At 56.5% G+C, this 21,653-nt stretch carries 18 protein-coding genes; 15 read left to right on the top strand and 3 right to left on the bottom strand.

Annotated elements, in window-relative coordinates:
- The first annotated feature begins 71 nt into the window (after positions 1–71).
- The 8 genes from ACGY09_RS05825 (at position 72) to ACGY09_RS05790 (ending at position 8,837) form a co-directional block, all read left to right on the top strand.
- Entirely contained in the window at positions 72–1,472 is a 1,401-nt protein-coding gene (locus ACGY09_RS05825) for a DUF1501 domain-containing protein (RefSeq protein WP_397570830.1), read from the top strand.
- A 98-nt stretch (positions 1,473–1,570) separates the two neighbouring features.
- On the top strand, positions 1,571–1,732 hold the full coding sequence (locus ACGY09_RS05820) for a DUF2292 domain-containing protein (RefSeq protein WP_373651209.1): 162 nt from the start codon (positions 1,571–1,573) through the stop codon (positions 1,730–1,732).
- A gap of 705 nt (positions 1,733–2,437) precedes the next feature.
- On the top strand, positions 2,438–3,520 hold the full coding sequence (locus ACGY09_RS05815; protein ID WP_397570829.1) for a DUF1559 domain-containing protein: 1,083 nt from the start codon (positions 2,438–2,440) through the stop codon (positions 3,518–3,520).
- A gap of 294 nt (positions 3,521–3,814) precedes the next feature.
- On the top strand, positions 3,815–4,204 hold the full coding sequence (locus tag ACGY09_RS05810) for a carboxypeptidase-like regulatory domain-containing protein (protein ID WP_397570828.1): 390 nt from the start codon (positions 3,815–3,817) through the stop codon (positions 4,202–4,204).
- A 138-nt stretch (positions 4,205–4,342) separates the two neighbouring features.
- Complete coding sequence (locus ACGY09_RS05805) at positions 4,343–5,725, top strand: sulfatase (protein WP_397570827.1); 1,383 nt, start codon at positions 4,343–4,345, stop codon at positions 5,723–5,725.
- A gap of 232 nt (positions 5,726–5,957) precedes the next feature.
- Complete coding sequence (locus ACGY09_RS05800) at positions 5,958–7,340, top strand: sulfatase (protein WP_397570826.1); 1,383 nt, start codon at positions 5,958–5,960, stop codon at positions 7,338–7,340.
- A 203-nt stretch (positions 7,341–7,543) separates the two neighbouring features.
- Complete coding sequence (locus tag ACGY09_RS05795; protein ID WP_373653873.1) at positions 7,544–8,134, top strand: peptidylprolyl isomerase; 591 nt, start codon at positions 7,544–7,546, stop codon at positions 8,132–8,134.
- 250 nt (positions 8,135–8,384) lie between these two features.
- The gene (locus ACGY09_RS05790; RefSeq protein WP_397570825.1) at positions 8,385–8,837 is read left to right on the top strand and encodes an acyl-CoA thioesterase; all 453 of its coding nucleotides are present in this window, start codon (positions 8,385–8,387) and stop codon (positions 8,835–8,837) included.
- A 108-nt stretch (positions 8,838–8,945) separates the two neighbouring features.
- Here the strand turns inward: ACGY09_RS05790 and ACGY09_RS05785 are convergent, their stop codons facing one another.
- The gene (locus ACGY09_RS05785) at positions 8,946–10,178 is read right to left on the bottom strand and encodes an amidohydrolase family protein (protein WP_397570824.1); all 1,233 of its coding nucleotides are present in this window, start codon (positions 10,176–10,178) and stop codon (positions 8,946–8,948) included.
- A gap of 165 nt (positions 10,179–10,343) precedes the next feature.
- Complete coding sequence (locus ACGY09_RS05780) at positions 10,344–11,576, bottom strand: radical SAM/SPASM domain-containing protein (protein WP_397570823.1); 1,233 nt, start codon at positions 11,574–11,576, stop codon at positions 10,344–10,346.
- Positions 11,577–11,755: 179 nt separating this feature from the next.
- Between ACGY09_RS05780 and ACGY09_RS05775 the strand changes: the two genes are divergently transcribed.
- The 7 genes from ACGY09_RS05775 to ACGY09_RS05745 all read left to right on the top strand — a co-directional run bounded on the left by ACGY09_RS05775 (position 11,756) and on the right by ACGY09_RS05745 (position 20,148).
- On the top strand, positions 11,756–12,952 hold the full coding sequence (locus ACGY09_RS05775; protein ID WP_397570822.1) for a DegT/DnrJ/EryC1/StrS family aminotransferase: 1,197 nt from the start codon (positions 11,756–11,758) through the stop codon (positions 12,950–12,952).
- Positions 12,953–13,270: 318 nt separating this feature from the next.
- Positions 13,271–13,648 carry an amidohydrolase gene (locus ACGY09_RS05770; RefSeq protein WP_397570821.1) on the top strand — a complete coding sequence of 126 codons (378 nt, stop codon included), beginning with the start codon at positions 13,271–13,273 and terminating at the stop codon, positions 13,646–13,648.
- Positions 13,649–13,694: 46 nt separating this feature from the next.
- Complete coding sequence (locus tag ACGY09_RS05765; RefSeq protein WP_397570820.1) at positions 13,695–14,147, top strand: glycine cleavage system protein H; 453 nt, start codon at positions 13,695–13,697, stop codon at positions 14,145–14,147.
- Positions 14,148–14,168: 21 nt separating this feature from the next.
- Entirely contained in the window at positions 14,169–15,302 is a 1,134-nt protein-coding gene (locus tag ACGY09_RS05760) for an ATP-binding protein (RefSeq protein WP_397570819.1), read from the top strand.
- Between the two features lie 30 nt (positions 15,303–15,332).
- Positions 15,333–17,207 (top strand): prenyltransferase/squalene oxidase repeat-containing protein, encoded by a 1,875-nt coding sequence (locus tag ACGY09_RS05755; RefSeq protein ID WP_397570818.1) that lies wholly within the window; start codon positions 15,333–15,335, stop codon positions 17,205–17,207.
- 78 nt (positions 17,208–17,285) lie between these two features.
- Entirely contained in the window at positions 17,286–19,160 is a 1,875-nt protein-coding gene (locus ACGY09_RS05750) for a polyprenyl synthetase family protein (protein WP_397570817.1), read from the top strand.
- 7 nt (positions 19,161–19,167) lie between these two features.
- On the top strand, positions 19,168–20,148 hold the full coding sequence (locus tag ACGY09_RS05745) for a prenyltransferase/squalene oxidase repeat-containing protein (protein ID WP_373651223.1): 981 nt from the start codon (positions 19,168–19,170) through the stop codon (positions 20,146–20,148).
- Between the two features lie 63 nt (positions 20,149–20,211).
- Here the strand turns inward: ACGY09_RS05745 and thrC are convergent, their stop codons facing one another.
- A complete protein-coding gene (gene thrC, locus ACGY09_RS05740) occupies positions 20,212–21,600 on the bottom strand; it encodes a threonine synthase (RefSeq protein WP_397571854.1) in 1,389 nt (462 codons plus the stop codon).
- Between the last annotated feature and the right edge of the window lie 53 nt (positions 21,601–21,653).

The raw sequence follows: 21,653 nt of genomic DNA, 5'->3' as shown, positions 1-21,653 counted from the left end.
CTGATTACGCCGACACGGCAGGTTCTGCATCGAACATTTTCAATTCAATCCACGAGACAAGGTTTACGAATATGAGCTCAGAACAATCATCGATCATCAATCCCTACTCGATCACACGTCGTCAGGCACTGAAAGCGGCGAATGCCGGCTTCGGTTATCTGGCCCTTGCGAGTCTGCTCCGCGAGACCGCTCCTCGTCAGGCAGTTGCGTCTCAGCAGGCGACTCCTGAACGCCCTCTCGCACCAAAGCCACCGCAATTTCCTGTTAAGGCCAAGCGAATCATCTTCCTCTTTATGGAAGGGGCGATGTCACAGGTCGACACTCTTGATTACAAACCTCAGCTTCAGGCCGATGATGGGAAAGTCGGGCCAGGGGGCGGGACGCTGACTGGTTCCAAGTTCAAGTTTTCGCAGCATGGCGAAACGGGAACCTGGGTCTCCGAGCTGTATCCGAATTTGGCACGCCATGTCGACAAGTTGTGCTTCCTGCGGGGACTGCATACGGACACCCCGGCTCATCCACAGGCCGTAATTCAACTGCATACGGGAGCGGCTCAAGCGCAGTTGACCCGGCCTTCGATGGGGGCCTGGCTGATGTACGGCCTGGGAACAGAGAATCAGGACCTTCCCGGGTACATCACGATCAATCCGCCACCGAACTTTGGTGGTGCCGTGAATTATGGAAGTGCCTTCCTGCCTGCTCACTATCAGGGAACCAAGATCAACGACAGCGGTTACTTGCCCAACATCAAGGCCGAGACTTCGACGTCACTACAGCGTCGTCAGATCGACTTGATTCAGTCGATGAATCGCGATTTTGGTGGGAATCCCGGTGCACCTGATCAACTGGAAGGAGTGATCCAGTCGTATGAGCTCGCGTTCAAAATGCAGGGGAAAGTGCCTGAACTACTGGATATTTCGAGTGAACCACAACACGTGCTGGACGCCTACGGGGTGAAGCCAGGTCCGCAAGGTGCCTTCGCCCGACAGTGCCTGATGGCTCGGCGTCTCAGCGAAGCGGGGGTTCGGTTCGTTGAGATCTGCCAGCCGGGGTGGGACCACCACAACAATCTGCATAAAGGGCTGATCAAAAACTGCTCGGAAACGGACCAGCCGACTGCCGCGCTACTCGCCGACCTCGAGCAACGCGGGATGCTCGAAGACACGCTGGTGCTGTTTGGCAGCGAGTTTGGACGCCTGCCGACGGCGCAGGGGCAGGATGGCCGGGATCACAACATCACGGGCTACCCGATGTGGCTGGCTGGAGCCGGGGTCAAGCGAGGCTTCTCTTATGGAGCCACCGACGAATACGGACGACTGGCTGTGGAAGGTCGGATGCACACCACGGACCTGCACGCCACGCTGCTCGCCCTGATGGGACTGGATCACGAGTCGCTGACCTATGAATACGCGGGACGTGACTTCCGATTAACGGATGTCAAAGGGAACGTGGTGCGGGAAATTTTCGCGTGAGGGAATTGAGTCCCCGGGAAATGGTAGCAGTAGCGAACGGGTCAATTATTGAAAGCGGCTCGATGCATCTCCAGTCCCATCAGAGTAAGGAAGCTGACGTGGAACCTGATTCCAACCGCCAGGACGTCGTATTGCACGAGATTGTCCGAGCCCTGAAGGGGCTTCAGTTCGGGGAAGTAACCGTAACCATCCGGGATGGACGTGTCGTCCAGATCGATCGTGTGACTCGGAATCGACAGGTCCTTCCCAAAAAGACCTGAAGGGATTGGTTCTGTAAAAAATATCTGCACTGCAGTGTTTATAATGGACGAGACGAGAAGTCCGCCATGCCGTAAGACTGCGAGGACGACGGGCAACAGCCTAAGTCCCCGCATGGTGCTCAAGGAGATCTGTATGCAGGCGGCAAGCCGCCAGTCAAAAGCACTGAATTACCACTGAATGAATCGTAGAGACACGGTGAGGTGCTCGCTCGTCGTGGAACGCCAATCATGGTCTCACCCGTATCGCCCGTACCTCCTCAGGAGGGCGGGCAACAGGTGGGCCATAAGAGGTTGAATGAGGGATGAACGGGGTCTGGTTGAGTGACGTCAGCCGCACAGAACTTCTTTCCCTTCAATCTGCCGGGAATCACCTGCAAAAGTACGACGCAGAATGTGATCCTCCGGCCGGGCCAGTTCCAATTCAGGATATCCATCGCTTCTTCATCTTCAGTTCGCGCGAAAACTTGGTGGGCTCACCTGTCGAGTACCTGGAGTTGAGTTCGTTAACTCACTCTTCTCCCTGGTGGATAGAGGCGACGTGACAGCCATCGTCACGTTGGGACGGAGCGCGAGAAGTCTGACAGAAGGCGTTATTCCCTGGGTGCGATCATCGCTGTTGTCGGTAAGAAATCGAATCAAATTATTAACCATTATTCATATGTCTATCTCATCTTGAATTTTGAAATGCTTAGGAGAAAGTAAAAAATGTGGCGAGAAACGATGACCGCGAAGTCAGCACAACCGGGTGTGCTTCGACAGCCACTTCGAGCGGAAGTGCGGGGACGTGGATTCACTTTGATCGAACTGTTGGTTGTAATTGCGATTATCGCTGTTCTGATTGCCCTGCTGCTGCCGGCCGTTCAGCAGGCGCGAGAAGCAGCCCGTCGGACACAATGCCGCAATAATCTCAAGCAGATCGGCCTGGCGATTCATAATTACCTCGACATCCATGATCGATTTCCGCCCGGTCACTACTGGTCGAGTAACACGAAAGACAACGGTGGAACTGGCTGGCTTTGGGGATCTCACCTGCTGCCGCAGATGGATCAGGCACCGCTTTATAACACGATTGATTTCGGTTCGAGGTGCTGCCTGGAGAATCCCGTTACACCGGGAGAAATCAACAATACGATCGCGGTTCAGGTACCACTCCCGTTCATCATTTGCCCTTCGGACGTTGCACCGAAAGTTGCGGCAACGCCCGCGGCGGATGGAGTTCACATGCAGGCCGTCACGAGTTATTGCGGAAATGGAGGCTCGTTCGATAACAGCCACTACAACGAAACCAGTACACAGTTCGCGAATGGGCTGTTCATGCGCAGCCGACTTCCCTCAGCAACGGCGACGACGCCCGTCTGCAAGAAGCTGAGCGAAATTACGGACGGCACGTCGAACACGATTCTGACGTCGGAGTCGTCATGGTTGTCGACGATCAGTGACGAAGGGGCGGCGGGCCGAGTCGGTCGCAAGCGATTCTACGGATCGGCTGCAGCATCGAACCGGAGTATCAATGAAGGTGTCGCAGCAATGAATCCGCCGAATTCGGCGGTTAACACCACCATCCGTCGCGCAGCGTCCAGTATGCACGTCGGTGGGGCCTTCTTCGGGATGGCTGATGGCAGCGTCCGGTTCATCAGCGAAAACATCAATCACACTGGCCGGACCTGGGCAAAGCGCAACACACCGAACCCCAACGATCCGTTTGATTCGGTTAACGGTGGGGCTGCTTACGGTCTGTACCAGCGGTTGTGGTCCATCGCCGATGGCCATCCTGTTTCCGAGTTTTAACTTGACTGAAGTAGCACGTCCGCATTCGTTGCAGTGCGGACGTGCACGAATTTCTTTTTGCTTGTGCAGCGGATCGCTGTCAATTGGTGACGAAGCCTGTTGGCCGGGACTCGTGGGACGGGATGACTCAGTTTCATGCGTCACTTCAGGCAGACAGGTCTTGAACATCCTCCAGCCATTCAGAGGACGATGATGGATTTGATATTAAGAAACAGACCGAACGTTCGACGCGTTGCTACGGTTCTCGCGCTCCTCTGTACATTGCCTCTTTTCAGTGGTTGCAGCGGCAAGAAGATGCGAGATGGCTTTGTTGACGTTCGCGGAACAGTCACACTGGATGGGGATCCACTTCCTAATGCCCAAGTCACGATTGAAACGACGAACGGCAGCAGCTTCGCCAGGACTGATCGAAACGGAAACTACATCGCCGAGTACAGCAGATCATTAAAAGGGGCGGGGGTCGGTGATGCGACTGTCCGAATCAGCACCAGGGAGATTTTCCCCGACGAGGATGTTTCTGGTCTGGAAGTTGATCCTCGCTCAGGTGACCACATCAAGCCGGAACTTGTACCGGTGAAATACAACAAGAAATCAGAGCTGAAGATCACGATCGAAAACGGGGGCGGGCCGTACAACTTTGAACTGGAGTCAGATCGGACGGGATCGTCCTCCGCAGGGAAATGAGGGGCATCGGCCCCGGTCGGGCGATGCTGAATCAATTCATTTTGAATAAAGCGACCGCACAATCGTGTGGGGTCCCGCTGCTCCGCCCCCTTTGCAGATAAACCTTACGAATAAAACGTTACGAAAAGGATGCCGTCTATGCGATTTCGTCGATGGGCCGTCAACGTGCTGGCGGCCGTTTGGGCCGTCTCGGGTTCCATGTCACATCTGTCTGCGTCTCCTCCCCGGAAGCCGAACATTCTTTTGATTGTCGCCGACGATCTGGGCTATGCGGATCTCGGATTTCAGGGAGGCGCTGATATTCCGACGCCTGCGATTGATTCGCTGGCGGCAGGCGGGGTGCGATTCACCAACGGGTACGTATCCGGACCTTATTGCAGTCCGACTCGTGCTGGGCTGTTGACGGGCCGATATCAGCAGCGGTTCGGGCATGAATTCAATCCTGGGGGAAACCGCGCGGGTGGCAACCGAGGAGGCGGCAACAGACCCGGCCCCAACTTCAGTGGCAAGGGGTTACCGCTCGAAGAAACGACGTTTGCCAATCGATTTACGGACGCGGGCTACGTCACCGGACTGGTGGGAAAATGGCATCTTGGTGGTGGCCCGGAATACCACCCCTTCAAGCGGGGCTTTGACGAGTTCTTCGGATTCCTGGGTGGGGCACATACCTACTTTGACAAGGACAATGCCGAGATTCTGCGCGGAACAGAAAAGCTCACCGAACCGACCTATTTGACGCAGGCATTCGGACGGGAAGCCGTATCGTTCATCGAACGACACAAACAGGAACCGTTCCTTCTCTATCTGGCGTTCAACGCTGTTCACACCCCCATGGAGGCTGAAGAAAGCGAACTGGACAAGTTTGACGAGATTAAGAACGAGACTCGTAAAACTTACGCGGCGATGCTCTCGTCAATGGACGATGCCATTGGCAAGGTTCTCAGCAAACTGAAGGATGCGGGGCTCGAAGAAGAAACACTGATTTTCTTCATCAGTGATAACGGCGGACCGACGATGCAGGGGACCACCATCAACGGCAGTAACAATGCCCCGCTCCGAGGCAGTAAGCGTACGACGCTCGAAGGTGGTATTCGGGTTCCCTTCGTCGTCCAATGGAAGGGCAAACTTCCTGCCGGCAGCGTCTACAATCACCCCGTCATCCAGCTCGATTTCCAGCCGACAGCGCTGGCGGCCGCCGGTGTGACGGTGGACCCCTCGTGGAAACTGGACGGGACCAACCTGTTGCCATTCCTTGACGGGTCACAGAAGGGGATTCCCCATGAGACGCTGTATTGGCGATTAGGCGATCAAAACGCGATTCGCCACGGCGAATGGAAGTTGGTGCAGTACGACCTCAACGTGGAAAACTACCCCACGACGGGTGTCTCGACCAGGAAGCTCTTCCATCTTCCGACGGATCTGAATGAATCTCATGATCTGTCTGAGAAGTACCCGGAAAAAGTGAAAGAACTGGAATCGCTGTGGCAGGAATGGAATAAGCAACTGGCAAAGCCGCTGTAATTTTGTGGCTGAACCCGGGTGATCGAAGCATCACGGGGCGGGGGAGCTCTTCCTGAGCCGTTGAAGTTGCACCACATGACAACTCAGCGGCTCGGAAGAGCTTCCATCGTCTGTCTCTCGCGCAATGGCTGTGCTCGCTCACTTCTCAGACCAGCACGCTGAGCGATGGGGTGCAAACCCGGAGGCCGCTGCCACTGCTGAGCGAACTGATTTCTCACTGGAAGGTCATTGCATGTCGAAAAAACTGTTCCGAGCGAGGTCGCTCACCCACTGGCTGTTCATCTCTGCATGGATTGCCATTTCAATGACAGCAAGTGCTGCGGAACCACGCCGGCCGAATGTGCTGTTTATTGCGATCGATGATCTGAATCATTGGGTCGGACATCTGGGACGCCATCCGCAAACCAGGACCCCGCATATCGATCGGCTGGCGGCTCGAGGAGTCCGCTTTACGCACAACTATTGTGCTGCCCCTGTCTGCAATCCGTCGCGCGCCGCGCTGATGTCCGGTCAACGCCCTTACACGACGGGTGTCTACGACAATAACCATGACTGGCGGACTGTCATCCCCGAAGAAAAAACTCTGCTCACGACGTTCAGGAATGCGGGTTATGTCGTGAAAGGGGCAGGCAAGATCTATCACGGGGCGTATTCGCGCCGCAGTGAATGGGATGATTACCTCATGAAAGAAGGTACGGATCCAGTCCCTCAGGGAGACACTGGGGTTGGGGGGATTCGTTTCGCTCCACTTGATTGCGATGACGAAGATCTACGGGAGTGGAAAATCGTCCAGTACGGAATCGAGGAACTGGCGAAGACTCATGAGAAGCCGCTACTTTTGACGGTGGGGCTGCATAAGCCGCATATGCCGTGGAACGTCCCGCGAAAGTACTACGATCTGCATCCGCTGGATTCCATTGAGCTTCTGCCCGTGCAGCCTGATGACCTGGGGGATGTCCCTCCCGCCGGTTTGAAGATGGCCAGACCTGAGGGGGACCATCAACAGATTCTTAAGTCGGGCCGTTGGAAAGAGGCTGTTCAGGGGTATCTCGCCGCGATCTCGTATTGCGATGCCATGATCGGGCGTCTGATTGATGCTTACGACAAATCTCCCGAACGAGACAACACGATCATCGTGTTCTGGAGCGACCATGGCTGGCACCTAGGTGAAAAACAGCATTGGCGCAAGTTTGCCCTGTGGGAAGAGGCAACACGAGCTCCGTTGATCTGGGTTGTTCCGGGACTGACCCAGGCCAATGCCGTGTGCGATCGAACGGTTGATCTGATGAGCGTCTATCCCACTTTGACTGACCTCTGCGGCATCAAGACCCCGGCACACGTGGAAGGCCGTACTATCCGGACCTTGCTGGAAAACCCGGCCGCACCATGGGAGGCTCCCGCGCTCACGACATACCGCTTTGGCAATCACACGATCAGAAATGAAGGGTGGCGACTGATCCGATACGCGAATGGTGATGAAGAATTGTACGACGAGACGGCAGATCCCTACGAATGGACGAATCTCGCCAAGGACCCGCGTTTTGCGAGCCGGAAGGCAGAGCTCGCACGGTACCTTCCCTCGCGGAACGAACCTGAGATTCCGTCTGCAAAATGAATGTCCAGCCGTACGCGAAGAGCAGGTGCTGCAGCAGATCGAGAACGGCATCGCAGCAGACAGTGGTCCTGGTTGAACGTCGCGTAGTTCCTCTTCTCGGTTGAATAGCGTAAGCGAAGCCCATGAGTTAACTTATGAAGTCATCGGATGGGATGCTGGCGATGGACGCTGGCGGAATCAGATTACTTTGGAGAGGTTTTGCTATGTACTCGCGACGACAAGTCTTGGCTGCGTCCGTTGCTTCGACAGTTCTCGGTACCTCACTCTTCGCTGCTGACAAGGATAAAAAATTGCCAAAAGTTTACTTCGACATCAGTATCGGCGGGAAAGAAGCCGGCCGTATCGTCATGGAACTTCGCTCTGACGTCGTCCCCAAGACGGCGGAAAACTTCCGCGCTTTGTGCACGGGCGAAAAGGGCTTTGGATTCAAAGGCTCGTCCTTCCACCGCGTAATTCCCGACTTCATGTGTCAGGGGGGGGACTTCACCAACCACAACGGAACCGGTGGCAAATCGATCTACGGGCAGAAGTTTGCCGATGAAAATTTCCAGTTGAAGCACACCGGCCCCGGCATTCTGAGCATGGCCAATGCAGGGCCCAACACCAACGGTTCGCAGTTCTTCCTGTGCACTGCTAAAACCGCCTGGCTCGACGGCAAGCACGTCGTCTTCGGTAGCGTTGTTGAAGGTATGGACGTGGTGAAAGCCATCGAAGCCGTGGGTTCCGGATCGGGCCGTACTTCGAAGAAAGTCGTGATCGAAGACTGCGGTGAATTGAAAGACGAAGCGAAGTAAGCCTCTCGTTCAAGATTCCGAAACAAACAAAAGTGTCAGTTCTCGCGAGCGCCGCATCCCAGCCATGGCTGGGATGAATCGCTGTGCGAAGACTGACGCTCTTTGTTTTCCAGCGTCAGAAAATGCACGGCCCGGCAGGTCCTGCCTGTCACGTGTCGGTGCGATTGCGGCTCACTAACCCAGTGTGCGGCCATTTCAGCTCGCCGCAATGCCGATTGATTCATCCCCCCCTGTTCGCTAAGTTGACGGTATGGTCCCCAAATTTATTGCCAGACATCGCGTTGAATTCTTCGAAACCGATCTTGCTGGGATCGTGCATTTCGCCAACTTCTATCGGTTCATGGAACAGGCTGAGCATGCCTTCTTCCGTTCGCTGGGGCTCAAGATTCATGGCAATTTTCCTGACGGAACGGCCTTTGGCTGGCCGCGGGTTTCTGCGACATGCTCGTTCAAATCGCCGGCCTATTACGAGGATGAGCTGGATATTTCGGTAACCATTGTGCGAGTCACTCGGCGGTCATTAACCACATCGTACGAGTTCCGGCGCGGCGACCTGCTGTTGGCAGTGGGTGAAATGAAGACCGCTTACTGCATCATTCCGGCGGGAGCTAAACTCCAGTCCGTGGAATTACCCGACGAGATCTATGACAAATTGAATCAGTCATCCGGCGATTCCACCGTCGCCGATACGATCACTGTCTGATTTTCGCAGTAGAGCACCCGCAGAGCAGCAGTGGATCAGTTGTCTCCGCGAGATTCCTTTCGTCTACTGCTGGAAGGCGCTGTCAAAGTGCAGACGTGCAGGAGGGAGTCATCTGGCTATGCTGCTGCCATCCGTATTTCGCCAGACCCATTTTCCCTGAATCATGGTACCGCACACGTGACTTTTCAGGTGGAACAGGGTCTGTCCGAAGTTGGCATCCTGAATCTCACCAAGTGCAATCGACGTCAGGTTTGCGGCCGTCGGTGATGCGTTTGATTCGGGGTCGAGGGCCGTTCGGCCCGTGATGGAGCCGGCTTGCAGAAGTTCCCAAGGGGAAATCTCCGGGTGGTGCCGCGCCAGGAACTGTAATTCGGCGAACAGGCTGAGATCAGGGTTCGATGCCCGACTATCGGTTCCAATAGCAACGCGACCTCCCATCTTCAGCAGACGCCGCCACGGATGCGGATCATGCCCAAATGCGAAGTGGGTGCGAGGACAATAGACCAACGTCATTTGCGGCTGCGCTGCGATAAAGCGAAGTTCTTCGTCGTTCAGGTAGTTGCCATGGACGATCAAGGCACGCGGTGCTTCCGCCAGTACATGCAGATAGTCGAGTGCCCGACGGGGAGTGGGAAACAGGTTTTCGTTCCAGATGCCGAAATCGCTCAGCAATTCCCGAAACTCACCGCTCTGAGAGGTAAGGAGTTCCAGTTCGCTGCTGGTTTCCGCCAGGTGCATCGCGACCGGACAACCCCGCATGCGGGCAATTGCGACCGACTCCCGCACCAGGTCCAGATGTGTGCTATACGGGGCATGCGGACTGATCCCGGGAGAAAGCTTCCCGGCGGCGGTTTCGACGACCGATCTGGCGAGCTGCACCTGTTGGGAGACTCGTACCGGGGACTGGCCGAGAACTTCCTGAAATACAACAGTCGGACAACCCGCTGCGGCGTAGTCGCTGGCCGACCAGCCAGTCGTGGCAATTTCGCCGATCAGTGTTGTGCCAGCGGACAAACTCTCACGGATTCCCGCACGAATGGCATCAGCGGTGGAGTCTGGATGAGCCTGTCTGTGCTTTACGACTGAGCGGATCCAGTCGGTGAACCGGCCGTTTGTGGGGATGGGCTGGGAAAGCAGACTGAATTCCAGATGAGTGTGTGCATTCACCAACCCGTCGACGAGAGCCACGCGGCCCAATTCCACTGCCGAGTGGGACTTTCCGGGGACAACATCGACCACGTGGCCCTGCTCGATCTGCACCGTTACGTCGAAGTGCGGAGTTCCACCCAGGCAAAAACAGGCCACGTGGTAGGATTGAGGTTGGCTACCCGCGGGGCTCATCCCGGCTCTCCAGATCGATGATGGTTTGACTCTCAAGGAATATGGCCACTGGTGCCAGCCCGGGGTGGTGGCCACTTCAGCCAATAAGGCCGGCCCAACGAATGCACTCGCAACCGGGACGGGGCAACGATGGGACGTGACGGGTTGAACGAACCACGCAAAGTATCAGACAGAGACCGGCTTTTGGGCCACGGCAGCATCGAGGGCTTTGTAGGCACCAAAGTCATTGAACCAGTATCGTTTGGCTAGCCGATAAGCCCAGCTTCGCTCGGGGATCTCCTGCCCGGGACCGTACTGAGACGGACGGGATTCCATCTTGCGGAGTTCCTCGAGAGCCGTCTTTCGCGCTGTCTGATCGCCCGCCTGATGACTCACAACAAGCTGATGCAGGACATCGGGTTGCTCGAGTACGATACAGCCGCGAGTGGACCTGGCTGCCACTTCGCGAAAATCTCGTAAAAACTCAGACTGGCCAATGACGTCACGAATGTGACGCTTGTCGTGAATGGATTCTTTGGCGAACTGAATGATGGGGCAGGGCTCGATCCCACCCCAGGGATTAATGTGATGCGTTAACCCGGAAGCAGCCGGACACAGGGCTTTCCCTTCCCCATCGTAGTAGGCGTCAATGATGCCGATCGGCTTGCGGACCCGCATTTCGACGACGAACCGGCGGATACGCAGTTGTTGCTCACGCGTCAGCGCGAGTTCCGGTTCCGGCTTTGGTCCCATCGGCCGGTAGACGTGGAACCACGAATACATGACTCCCATTTCAATGAGACGATCGAGCCATTTTTCGTTGACCAGATCGTCGATATTGGTCTGGCAGACACTGGTGCACACGCCTGTGATCACCTTATTGTCCAGGCAGTTCTGCAGTCCCTGCATCGTCTTGGACAAGACTCCGGGGCGGCCACGCCGCTCGTCGCTGATGATTTCCGTCCCTTCGACGCTGATCAGTGGAGTGACGTTACCCAGCCTTCGTAGTTCGGCAGCCACCTCCGGAGTGATGAAGTGGCCATTGGTGAACACCTGGAAATAGCAGTCAGGGTGTGCTGCCAGAATTTCCAGCAACTGGGGATGCATGAACGGCTCCCCGCCGACGATTCCGAAGAATCGATTGCCTGCTTCTTTGGCTTCTGTCAGCAGTCGATTCATCGATTCGACATCGATGATCTGCTGCTTGGCCGCAACATCGACCCAGCATCCCTGACACCGCAGGTTGCAGCTGTTGATGACGGAAATGTAGATAAACGGAGGGAAGAACTCGCCTCGTTTGAGTCGGCGTTTGAATCGCTGGACGGACAGCATTCCCTGAAAGCCAAAGTTGTAAGCGAGTTTCCACAACAGGCGTTTGTCGGTTTCCAGAAGAAGGCGGCGGGCCATGCGAAGATACATTGAAACTGTTCCTGACGCGGACGCAATCCGCAAATTGATTGTGTGGCGGCATCCTCGACGCGACACGGACCGGTAACGAGCGGGCGACGTTTGACACCCGCTCTCACAGCTTAACATAGTAGACATCGCCGCTGAAGCGGCTTCAAGTAATGGGCCAGTCGCATCCGGGTGACCACACGATGAGTTCGAGCAAGTCAGAACGACCCGCAATCCTGGGGGGAAGTCCGGCCTGCCCGGCAGGGCCGCCTGAATGGCCGCAAAGTGATCCTGCGATCAGCGAGGTTCTGACGCGTCTTTTCGCTTCAGGGGACTGGGGGCGTTACCATGGTCCCCATCTGCCGGAACTCTGCCACAGACTGGCCGAGTTCCATCACGTGGAGCACGTTCTTCCCTGCAGCAGCGGCACGGCCGCCGTTGAATTGGCGCTGCGTGGACTGGGAGTTCAGGCGGACGATGAAGTCATTCTCGCCGGTTACGACTTTAAGGCGAATTTTCAGAATGTCCTCTGCCTGAAGGCGACACCGGTTTTGGTGGACCTCGACCCCGAGACATGGCAGATCGACCCGCAGCAAGTTGCCGCTGCGGTGTCGGAGCGAACGCGGGCGATTCTGATCTCGCACCTGCATGGCGGAATCGTGGATCTGGTCCGCATTCGGGATGTTGCCGCATGCCACGGAATTCCAATTCTCGAAGATGCGTGTCAGTCCCCAGGGGCGATGTGGGGGGGGAACCGAATCGGCTCCGCGGGCGACGTCAGCGTTCTGAGCTTCGGTGGCAGCAAACTTCTGACTGCGGGACGGGGAGGTGCCATTCTCACGAATCGTCCTGAAATTGCGGAACGGATCAAACGCTATACGCAACGAGGCAACGAGGCCTATCCTCAATCGGAAATGCAGGCCGCTCTCCTGCTGCCGCAACTACAGCAGTTGGACCGCCATAACGAGATCCGTCGTGAATCCCTACGAATGCTCTGTTCGGACGAGCAACAGATGAAGGGGCTGAAGGTGCTGCAGCGGCCTCAGGAAGATCTGCTGCCAGCTTACTACAAAGTGGGCATTCGATACGATTCAACAGAGTTTGGAGGACTCTCCCGATCACTGTTCGTTCGCTCGATGCGTGCGGAGGGGATCGCAATCGACGCCGGATTTAGAGCCCTGCATCTGATCCACGCCAAACGCCGTTTTCGTACTCAGGGCGAGTTGCTGGAAGCGACGCGAGCGGACCAGGAAATGGTGGTACTTCATCATCCGGTTCTGCTGCAGGGAGACAGGGGCATCCGTGACATTCATAAGGCGATTGAGAAAGTGCGTGAGGGGGCCCCTCTGATCAGGGAACAAATCCGGGTAGAAGAGCCTGCAGAGTCCTTCTTCATCTGAAATCGTTCTGGGGCCACGAAGTTGCCTGCATTCAGTTCACTTGAAACGTCCGGTTTGATCTGATCAAAGTGCGTTGGGCTTGAGAGGATGCAGGTTGCTATCCGGTTCCCTTGCCGTTTCAATCGATGAATCGGCGATGCCAAAGGCCCACCCGGGGATATCCCTGTTCATCTGATCGCGAAAATTAATATTGCGAAAATTGAGATTGAAGGTACAGCAGGAGCATTCGAGGTCATCATGTCTGCGGAACCGACATCAGAATCGCTTACGATGGCAGACGCCGTCGCCAGGTGTCAGCGAATCTTCGCTCACGCGTGGATGGTTCGCACCTTCGTTAAACACAGCGAGGTTATCGAAGATTTCCCAGAACTGATGACCATTGTCCGCGCGGTGTTCGACACATCTCGCGCATTGGAGACGGCCATCAGTCAGCCGGCCGATTATCTGAAGATGCTGCGAAAGAAATTTCCCAAGCTGCGTACGGCAGCAGCGGAGTTTCGCGAAATGGCGCCTCAGGCATCCGACCATACGAATTTTCGCCAGGCGGTGATTTCGATGGACGGATGTATCGATGAACTTGAATTGATCCTGAAATCCTTCCCGACGGCAGCACCCCCTGCGATGCCCGCGAACTTTCGCCCGCCTTCCAGTTCGGTTAACCTATCGACAACTGCCGACACGCCGCCCGCCGATTGATCCTGCCCTCAGTTCATCCCTACAGATTGGTTTTCGGTGCGTGGTTATGCCTGATCCTCTTGTATTTATGATGGGCAATTTTGAGGCCCCCATTCCAACGGACCGTCAGTACTTTGAGTCCCATCTGTGGGCACAGCCTGTCGGAAATTTGTTGCGGGTTGGCTTTACATCGTATGCCGTTCGATTACTTCAGGATGTCTATTTTCTCGACTGGCAGATCGATGCGGATACCTCAGTTCGTCGTAAGCAGACGATTGGCGAAATCGAGAGTTCCAAGGCTGTCTCCACCATGTACGCTCCGGCGGACGGTCGGATTGTGAGGTTTAACGAAGCTCTTTTAAATGACCCTTCCCTGATCAATGCGGACCACCATGAGCGAGGGTGGCTGTACGAATTCGAAACGAACACTGGATTGCTTTCACCCGAGGACTATATCAAGGTTCTGGATGCTGGTTGGGAACAAACGCAGCGCGTGCTGAAAAATCAGTTCAACGAATGAAAATGCAGAAAGGGCCGTTCCTTGGCTCGTAAAAAGGTCACAGTCGTTATCTCTCAGGCACCCGGCAAGAACCCGGTGAAGAGACACCTTGAAGAAGAGATTGCGACTCAATTGATTCTGTCGGGAGTAGCCGAGGTTTCGGTTGTTCCGCACCTGTACGATCTGACCGCGGACCACACAGGAATGCTGTGGCTGAAGTCGCTGAAAGGGGATCTGATCGTGCTGGGATGGCTCTACCCGAGGGCCATCCGCTGGGTGCTGGACCGCAACGGAGTCAAAGGCAAGGAAGGGGACTCCCGGCTGAATGCCGCGGATAGTGACGAGGATGACGAGGGCGAGGAGGGAATTCCTCCAGAGGCTCCACCGGCCGATGAAGGGGCTTCCCGCGCCATCGGAGCACTGAATGTCCCTGACCGGACGATCTTTGCGATTGACCTGCGGACCAGTCCTGACGCAAAGACGTACCTCGACGAAATCGAACGACTTTCTCAGGTCATGACCGCCCCGCTTGTCCAGTTAAATGGATTCGGCGGTATTCCCGTCATTTCGTCCAAATCCAGCGGGGCACCCACCAATGGTGTAGTCACATCGGGACCGTCCGTTTTCAACGGCGAATCTGCCGCTCTTGCCAGCGGCAGCACTGATCCCACTGCCAACGGTTCGGGCGATGTCAATGCGGATGGACCAACAGTCATTCCTGCGGAAGGAATCCGTCGTCGGTGGTATCCCGTTATCGATTACAGTCGCTGCACAAACTGCATGGAATGCATCGATTTCTGTCTGTTTGGCGTCTACGGTGTCGACCTGCTGGATCGAATTCTGGTTGAGCAGGAAGACAACTGCAAGAAGGGATGTCCTGCCTGCAGCCGTGTCTGTCCCGCCAACGCGATTGTCTTCCCGGAGCATAAGACACCCGCAATTGCCGGGGCCGCTGGGGGCCTTGTGGAAGACTTCAAGATCGACCTGTCAAAGTTATTCGGTGCTCCGACAGCACTGGAAATGGCGGTCCTGGAACGCGACGTCGAGCTTGTCGCTGATGGGCGTTCTGCCGTGGGTGCTTCCGTCGGACTCCCCAAACGACAGGCTGAAGCGTCATCAAAACCGCGTGACGATCTCGACGATCTGATGGACGATCTCGACGCGCTGGATGTGTAGTATCTTGAGGCCATGGGAGTCGGGGTTGCTGTGAACGATTGGGATCGAGACCGTCTAACTCAGGGCTATCAACTCGCTTCGTCTGCTTTAAAGGACGAAGCGGCCGCTGAAGGAACGTGGGTCGGCGAACTCTCTTCGTCCCCCCTTTCCACTGCCACGGCCGTTGTCGCCCTGCAACTGGTCGGTCGTGATCAACCGCAACGTCAGAGCGAGTTCAAGGATCTGATTTCTCAAGGATTGAATTGGCTCGTCGAGTGTCAGAACTCGGATGGCGGGTGGGGTGATACCAGCCTGAGTCTCAGCAACATCTCGACGACTACACTCGTTTACTCCAGTTTTCATCTCGCACAGTCTCCCGAGAAGTTCGGACCGGCTGCCGAGCGGGCTCGCAACTACATCGAATCCAAGGGGGGATTCGACGCCATCAAACAGCGGTACGGAAAGGACCACACCTTTTCAGTCCCGATCCTGACGCAGTGTGCTCTCGCAGGATTAATTTCCTGGGACCAGCTTCCGCCGCTGCCGTTTGAGCTGGGTGTCTTTCCGCACTGGTTCTATCGCTGGATGAGTCTGCCCGTCGTGAGCTATGCACTTCCTGCCTTGATAGCGATTGGGCAGGTCCGACATCATCTGGCGCCGTCACGCAATCCCCTGATTCGGATGCTTCGCCAGATGGCGGTCAAGCCGACACTTCGCAGGCTGAAGACACTGCAGCCGGAAAGTGGCGGATTTCTGGAAGCAACTCCCCTGACGAGTTTCGTCACGATGAGTCTTGCGGCGATGGGCCAGTCGGCTCATCCCGTCGCTGAGCGGGGAGTCGACTTTCTAATCGCGTCGGTCCGACCCGATGGAAGCTGGCCAATTGATACGAATCTGGCCACCTGGGTTACCACTCTGTCGATCAACGCACTGCGTCCCGAATCGATCTCACCCGAGCAGGCAAAGTCTGTTTTGAGCTGGTTACTCAAACAGCAGAATCGTGTTGTCCATCCTTACACGAATGCGGCACCGGGGGGATGGGCCTGGACGGACCTTTCCGGCGGTGTCCCTGATGCAGACGACACGCCGGGAGCAATCCTGGCACTGCTCAAGCTCGATGAACTGGGATCTGGCGAACGGTCACCCGAACTGGCGCCGGCGCTGCGTGCAGGAGTTCAATGGTTGCTGGACCTGCAGAACCGTGACGGCGGTTGGCCCACCTTCTGTCGGGGATGGGGAGCGCTCCCGTTCGATCGCAGTGCTCCCGATCTGACGGCACATGCCCTGCGTGCCATTCATGCCTGGCAACTCTGGCATCGCGCACAACAAGCACATTCCGCGGGGCCGGATCCGCTGCTGGAACGGGTCGAACAGGCAGCATCCGCAGGGTTCGCGTATCTGGCACAGACACAACATCCGGACGGAACCTGGCACCCGCTCTGGTTTGGTAATCAGTTCGCTCCTGATGAGGCGAACCCTGTTTACGGGGTGGCCCGGGTACTGGCTGCCTACCGCGATACGAATCGTTTGCCGGATGTGGCTTGTCAATTTGCCTGTGACTGGTTGGCGGACGTCCAGAATGATGACGGCGGATGGGGCGGAACTCGAAACACCCCGTCGTCTGTGGAAGAAACCGCACTCGCCGTCGAGGCACTTCTGCCGATAGAAAAATACGCGGCACGGTGTCGGCGGGGCCTGGAATGGCTGCTGGAACGAATCGAGGCGGGTACATTTCGGCAACCCACACCGATCGGGTTGTACTTCGCTAAGCTGTGGTATTTTGAGCGACTTTATCCAATAATCTTCGTTGTCTCCACTTTCGCTCGGGCAATTGATCGATCGGAACGAAGGGGAGCCGAACGACATCGAGCAGGCAGTGAAGGACTTGTCCCTCCCTATCCACCTCGGATGGGAATGCCGAAATGAAAATTCGGAATAATTCGTAGGTGTCACGACGACCGTCCGCGGCAGATGGCCTGATTTGGGTTCGTAAAAGGTGAATTTATGCTCGAGGCGACAAACGCAACGCTGGACCACAGCCCTGAGTCGATCAACGTTTCCGAGAAACCCGCTGTCGGGGCCGGATCCACAGTCGATGATCAGCCGCGACGCAAGCGAAGCACATCTCACCTGAAACTCGTCCCTGAATCGCTAGAGTTGCGAGAAGGTCTGCGAGAAGAGGCGGAACGCTACGTCAAGCATCTCGATAAAAGCCGACCGTTTAACAAAGCGGCTCTTGAGGAACATGCTCGCAAACTGCTTGCTCTGAATAACCAGCCCGAAGGGTTTCTCGGGTTTACCATGGTTGTGCTGGGAAACGCGTTCTGGAAGCAGCAGTTTCTGGCGATCCCGTTCGAGCGACGGTTGCTGTTGTTGCCGCATTGCCTGAAGCACGCCGAAGGATGTCCAGCCGACTACGATGAATTTGGTCTCGACTGCGAGAAATGCGGCGCCTGTTCCATCGCCGATTACAAAGTCCGGGCCGAGCAACTCGGCTATAAGGTTCTCGTCGCGGAAGGTTCCCCGATCGTCCTGAAGATCATCGTTTCGGGTCATGTGGATGGGATTCTCGGCGTGGCCTGTCTGAATGTGCTTGAAAAAGCCATCGACAAGGTGCTGCTGGCCGGGGTCCCCTCCTATGCTGTCCCGCTTCATTCGGGTGACTGCAAGAATACAAAACTCGACGAATCGTGGGTCTGGCACTGTCTCGATAAGTACGAACCTCTCGAAGAATCTCGCACGTCGGGATATGTTCCGATGATGCGAGCCTCGAACAAAATGTTCGAAGAGGAGTTCGACGAAGTGCTGCCGGTTTCACGGCAGGGAACCGAGACCGGTGACCGGCTGTTGGCGGAAACGGAAACGTTCGCGCGAAAGTGGCTCGTGAAGGGTGGAAAACGACTTCGCCCTTTCATCACTCTCGCCGCGTACGACGCCCTGACCGGGGGAACCCGTTTGCAGGCTGCCTCGAGTGACGAACCTTCGACGTTCTCACTGGAAGTCCGCCGGACTGCTTTGGCGATCGAAGCGTTTCACAAGGCGTCACTGGTCCATGACGATATTCAGGATGACGACCCGTACCGCTATGGCGAAGAGACCCTGCATCGCCGCTATGGGGTCGGGACAGCCATCAATGTCGGGGACTACCTGATCGGTCTGGGATACCGCCTGGTCAGTCAGAGCCGACGGCAACTGGGTGCGGAAGCCGCCAGCGACATCCTCGATCGTCTGGCAAACGCTCACTTAAAGCTTTGTGAAGGGCAGGGGGCTGAACTTCGCTGGACGGGTGCGGATGTCCTGAAACTGACAGCCCTGGATGCCATGAAGCTGTACGCGCTCAAAACGTCTCCCGCGTTCGATGCCGCACTGTATGCAGGACTGCGGATGGCGGGGCCCGTCGATGCCTATGAGGCGATGATTCCCCAATTCTGTCGTCATATCGGGGTGGGATTCCAGGTTCTGAATGATCTGCAGGACTGGGAAGAAGGGGTTCCAAACAAGATCGTTTCCGGACGAGATGCCGAGCTGGCCAAACCGACGCTGCTGATGGCATTGGCACTGGATGCTGCCAAAGGGCCAGTGCGAGAGGAACTTGAGAAAGTGATTCTCGACCCGCTGACCTCTACCGAGCGTTCCCATCGACTTCGTCACTTCTATCAGAAGCTGGGAGTCTTCGACCGGGCCCAGGCGCTCGTCGACAAGTGCCGTAGCCGTGCGGAAGCACTGGCTGATGAAATTCAGCCAGAACCGCTGCGCCAACTGCTCTACTTCCTGATCGATACGGTGCTGGCGGATAACGCTGCACCGGCGCCACAGATCAAGCTGGTCCCGCTGATGGCGACGCTCCCTGTGGTCAGTAAGACTGTTGGGGCGACGTGATTCAGGCATGGCGCACCCGTATCTGTTTCGACTTGATGAACGCGTTGCGCGCGGGCTCTCGCAATGGGAGCCCGCCGATCGAGAACGGCATCGCCAGTTTCTGCTGAGTCAGCAGAATCCCGATGGAGGATTCGGCGGCCGGGGGATTCCTGTCGAGTACGCGAATGAAGAACCGGACGAGCGGGAATCCGACCTGTACTACACAGCGTTTGGAGTCCGTGCTCTCTCTGCGTTGCGCCTCTTCACGGCCGAGGACGCGCGGCGAGTCGCTGCTTACCTGGACGGGGCCCGTCACCAGAACGCCAACGTGATCGACGTGGTGAGCTGGCTCTATTCCGCCCTGATGGTCCAGGCGACGGCAGGGATTGACCTGCTGGCTGCGGCGGATTCCGACTGGCCTCAGGCACTGGCGGCACGCCTTGAAGGCTTTCGCTCGTCTGATGGGGGCTACGCCAAAACGCATGAAGGAGCCATTGGAAGCACCTACCATTCATTTCTGGTGGCCCTTTGCTACGAACTGATTGGTCAGCCTCTGCCCGCAGCAGAGAGCCTCGTCGAGTTCATCCGGTCACGACAACGCGATGACGGGGGCTTTGTCGAAATCGCTCCGATGAAGCGAAGCGGCACGAACCCGACCGCGGCGGCGATCGGCGTATTGACGCTGCACTCAATCATCGGACCAAATCTGCGTGATGACGTCTTGGGATATCTGAACGACGTGCGCAGCGACGAAGGGGGATTCCAGGCCAATTCCCGAATCCCTTTCGCCGATTCGCTGTCGACGTTTACCGGGTTTCTGACGTGCCTTGACCTGCACGATCACTCGACGGTCGATCCTAAGCGACTTGAGCAGTTTATCCTGGCCCTGGAACACCCCACTGGAGGTTTCCGGGCAGCGACCTGGGACCAGTCTACGGACGTCGAATACACGTACTATGCGCTGGGGACTCTCGGCTTGCTCTGGAGCGAAACTCCGCTGAAGCGATAGCTGTGGCAAGCCAAAAAAATCGCCCTGACGCAATTGCGACAGGGCTTGTGACCGCAGATTCAATCAACCCTGCTGATTCAGCACGTCGATGATCTTCTGAAGGTTGTTTTCCACAACCACCGGGCTATTCGCGTACTCGGCCCGCTCAACACCTCGTTTGCCCAGTTTCTCGCTGAACAAGGCTTGGTCGCCGGAATGATAGGCGACGGTCGCGTCAGGATCCTTGAGCTGGTGGCCAGTCAGGATGCAGACAACGCGGTCACTTGGCGCGATGACACCTTCTGCCCGCAGCTTTCTGGCCCCGGCGACACTCGCGGCACTTGCAGGTTCACAACCAAATCCACCGGCACCAACCTGTGCCTTGGCGTCCAGAATTTCCTGGTCCGTCACCTGTCGGACGACCCCGTCGCACTGCTGAAGTGCACGGAGACATTTCTTCAGATTCACAGGGCGATTGATTTCGATGGCGCTGGCGAGTGTTGAGGCCTTCCGCTTCTCTGCATCCATAGTTTTGAAGAAGGCGTCTGTCGTGCCGTCGTCGGACATCCCGCCGTCCCAGCGTACTCCACGTTCCTCGTAAAGCTGATACAGGGTATTGGCGCCGGCCGCGTTGATCACCGCCAGTCGCGGGATACGATCGATCAGGCCCAGTGCTTTCAGTTCCGTGAACGCTTTGCCGAAGGCTGAGGAATTACCGAGGTTTCCGCCCGGGACGACGATCCAGTCGGGGACTTCCCAGTTCAGGCTCTCGAGAACCCGATACATAATTGTTTTCTGGCCTTCCAGACGGAACGGGTTCACACTGTTACACAGATAGATTCCACGTTCACCCGCGACCTCACGGACTCGCTCGAGCGCATCATCAAAGTCGCCGAGAATCTGCAGCGTTTTGGCGTCATAGTCCAGTGCCTGCGACAGCTTTCCGTAGGCAATCTTACCGCTCCCCACGAAGACGACGACGCGAAACACCTGTGTCGTGCTCGCATAGATCGCCAGTGAGGCACTGGTGTTCCCCGTCGACGCACAGGCTGCGACCTTCGCACCGACCATCCGGGCATGGGTTGATGCCGCTGTCATGCCATTATCTTTGAAGCTGCCCGAAGGGTTCAGGCCTTCGTATTGGAGGTAGAGACCTCCGGCGTTCATGCCGACGTATTTTCCGACCGCCTGGCTTTGCTGAAGAATTGTCTGACCTTCGCCGATCGTGACGATGTCTTTGTCCGCTGCAAACGGAAGCAGGTTTCGAAACCGCCAGACTCCGCTGAAGTCGAGCGGATCGCGGCGATTCGCCCAGCGAGACTCGAACTCGCGCATCGACTTGGGAATGGGAAGTTTGTCCCATTCATAATCGATATCAAGCAGTGAACCGCAATCCGGGCAGGATGTGAGGACTTCGGTCACATCGAAGGTGGAGCGGCACAGGGGGGCGATACAGCGTTGAAACCCGTACATGGATGATGTACTCACGACTCTCTTGTTTACTGATTTTCCAGCGGGAACGAATC

The sequence above is a fragment of the Schlesneria sphaerica genome (assembly GCF_044336245.1).
Lineage (GTDB): Bacteria > Planctomycetota > Planctomycetia > Planctomycetales > Planctomycetaceae > Schlesneria > Schlesneria sphaerica.
The sequence above is the reverse complement of the archived record's forward strand: the minus strand, read 5'-3'. Positions and strand labels throughout refer to the sequence as shown.

Coding starts and splice junctions, on each gene's coding strand:
- ACGY09_RS05825 (WP_397570830.1), top strand. CDS start 72: ATGAGCTCAGAACAATCATCGATCATCAATCCCTACTCGATCACACGT.
- ACGY09_RS05795 (WP_373653873.1), top strand. CDS start 7,544: ATGTACTCGCGACGACAAGTCTTGGCTGCGTCCGTTGCTTCGACAGTT.
- ACGY09_RS05785 (WP_397570824.1), bottom strand. CDS start 10,178: ATGAGCCCCGCGGGTAGCCAACCTCAATCCTACCACGTGGCCTGTTTT.
- ACGY09_RS05805 (WP_397570827.1), top strand. CDS start 4,343: ATGCGATTTCGTCGATGGGCCGTCAACGTGCTGGCGGCCGTTTGGGCC.
- ACGY09_RS05800 (WP_397570826.1), top strand. CDS start 5,958: ATGTCGAAAAAACTGTTCCGAGCGAGGTCGCTCACCCACTGGCTGTTC.
- ACGY09_RS05770 (WP_397570821.1), top strand. CDS start 13,271: ATGGTTCGCACCTTCGTTAAACACAGCGAGGTTATCGAAGATTTCCCA.
- thrC (WP_397571854.1), bottom strand. CDS start 21,600: ATGTACGGGTTTCAACGCTGTATCGCCCCCCTGTGCCGCTCCACCTTC.
- ACGY09_RS05775 (WP_397570822.1), top strand. CDS start 11,756: ATGAGTTCGAGCAAGTCAGAACGACCCGCAATCCTGGGGGGAAGTCCG.
- ACGY09_RS05815 (WP_397570829.1), top strand. CDS start 2,438: ATGTGGCGAGAAACGATGACCGCGAAGTCAGCACAACCGGGTGTGCTT.
- ACGY09_RS05780 (WP_397570823.1), bottom strand. CDS start 11,576: ATGTATCTTCGCATGGCCCGCCGCCTTCTTCTGGAAACCGACAAACGC.
- ACGY09_RS05750 (WP_397570817.1), top strand. CDS start 17,286: ATGCTCGAGGCGACAAACGCAACGCTGGACCACAGCCCTGAGTCGATC.
- ACGY09_RS05810 (WP_397570828.1), top strand. CDS start 3,815: ATGCGAGATGGCTTTGTTGACGTTCGCGGAACAGTCACACTGGATGGG.
- ACGY09_RS05765 (WP_397570820.1), top strand. CDS start 13,695: ATGCCTGATCCTCTTGTATTTATGATGGGCAATTTTGAGGCCCCCATT.
- ACGY09_RS05790 (WP_397570825.1), top strand. CDS start 8,385: ATGGTCCCCAAATTTATTGCCAGACATCGCGTTGAATTCTTCGAAACC.
- ACGY09_RS05745 (WP_373651223.1), top strand. CDS start 19,168: ATGGCGCACCCGTATCTGTTTCGACTTGATGAACGCGTTGCGCGCGGG.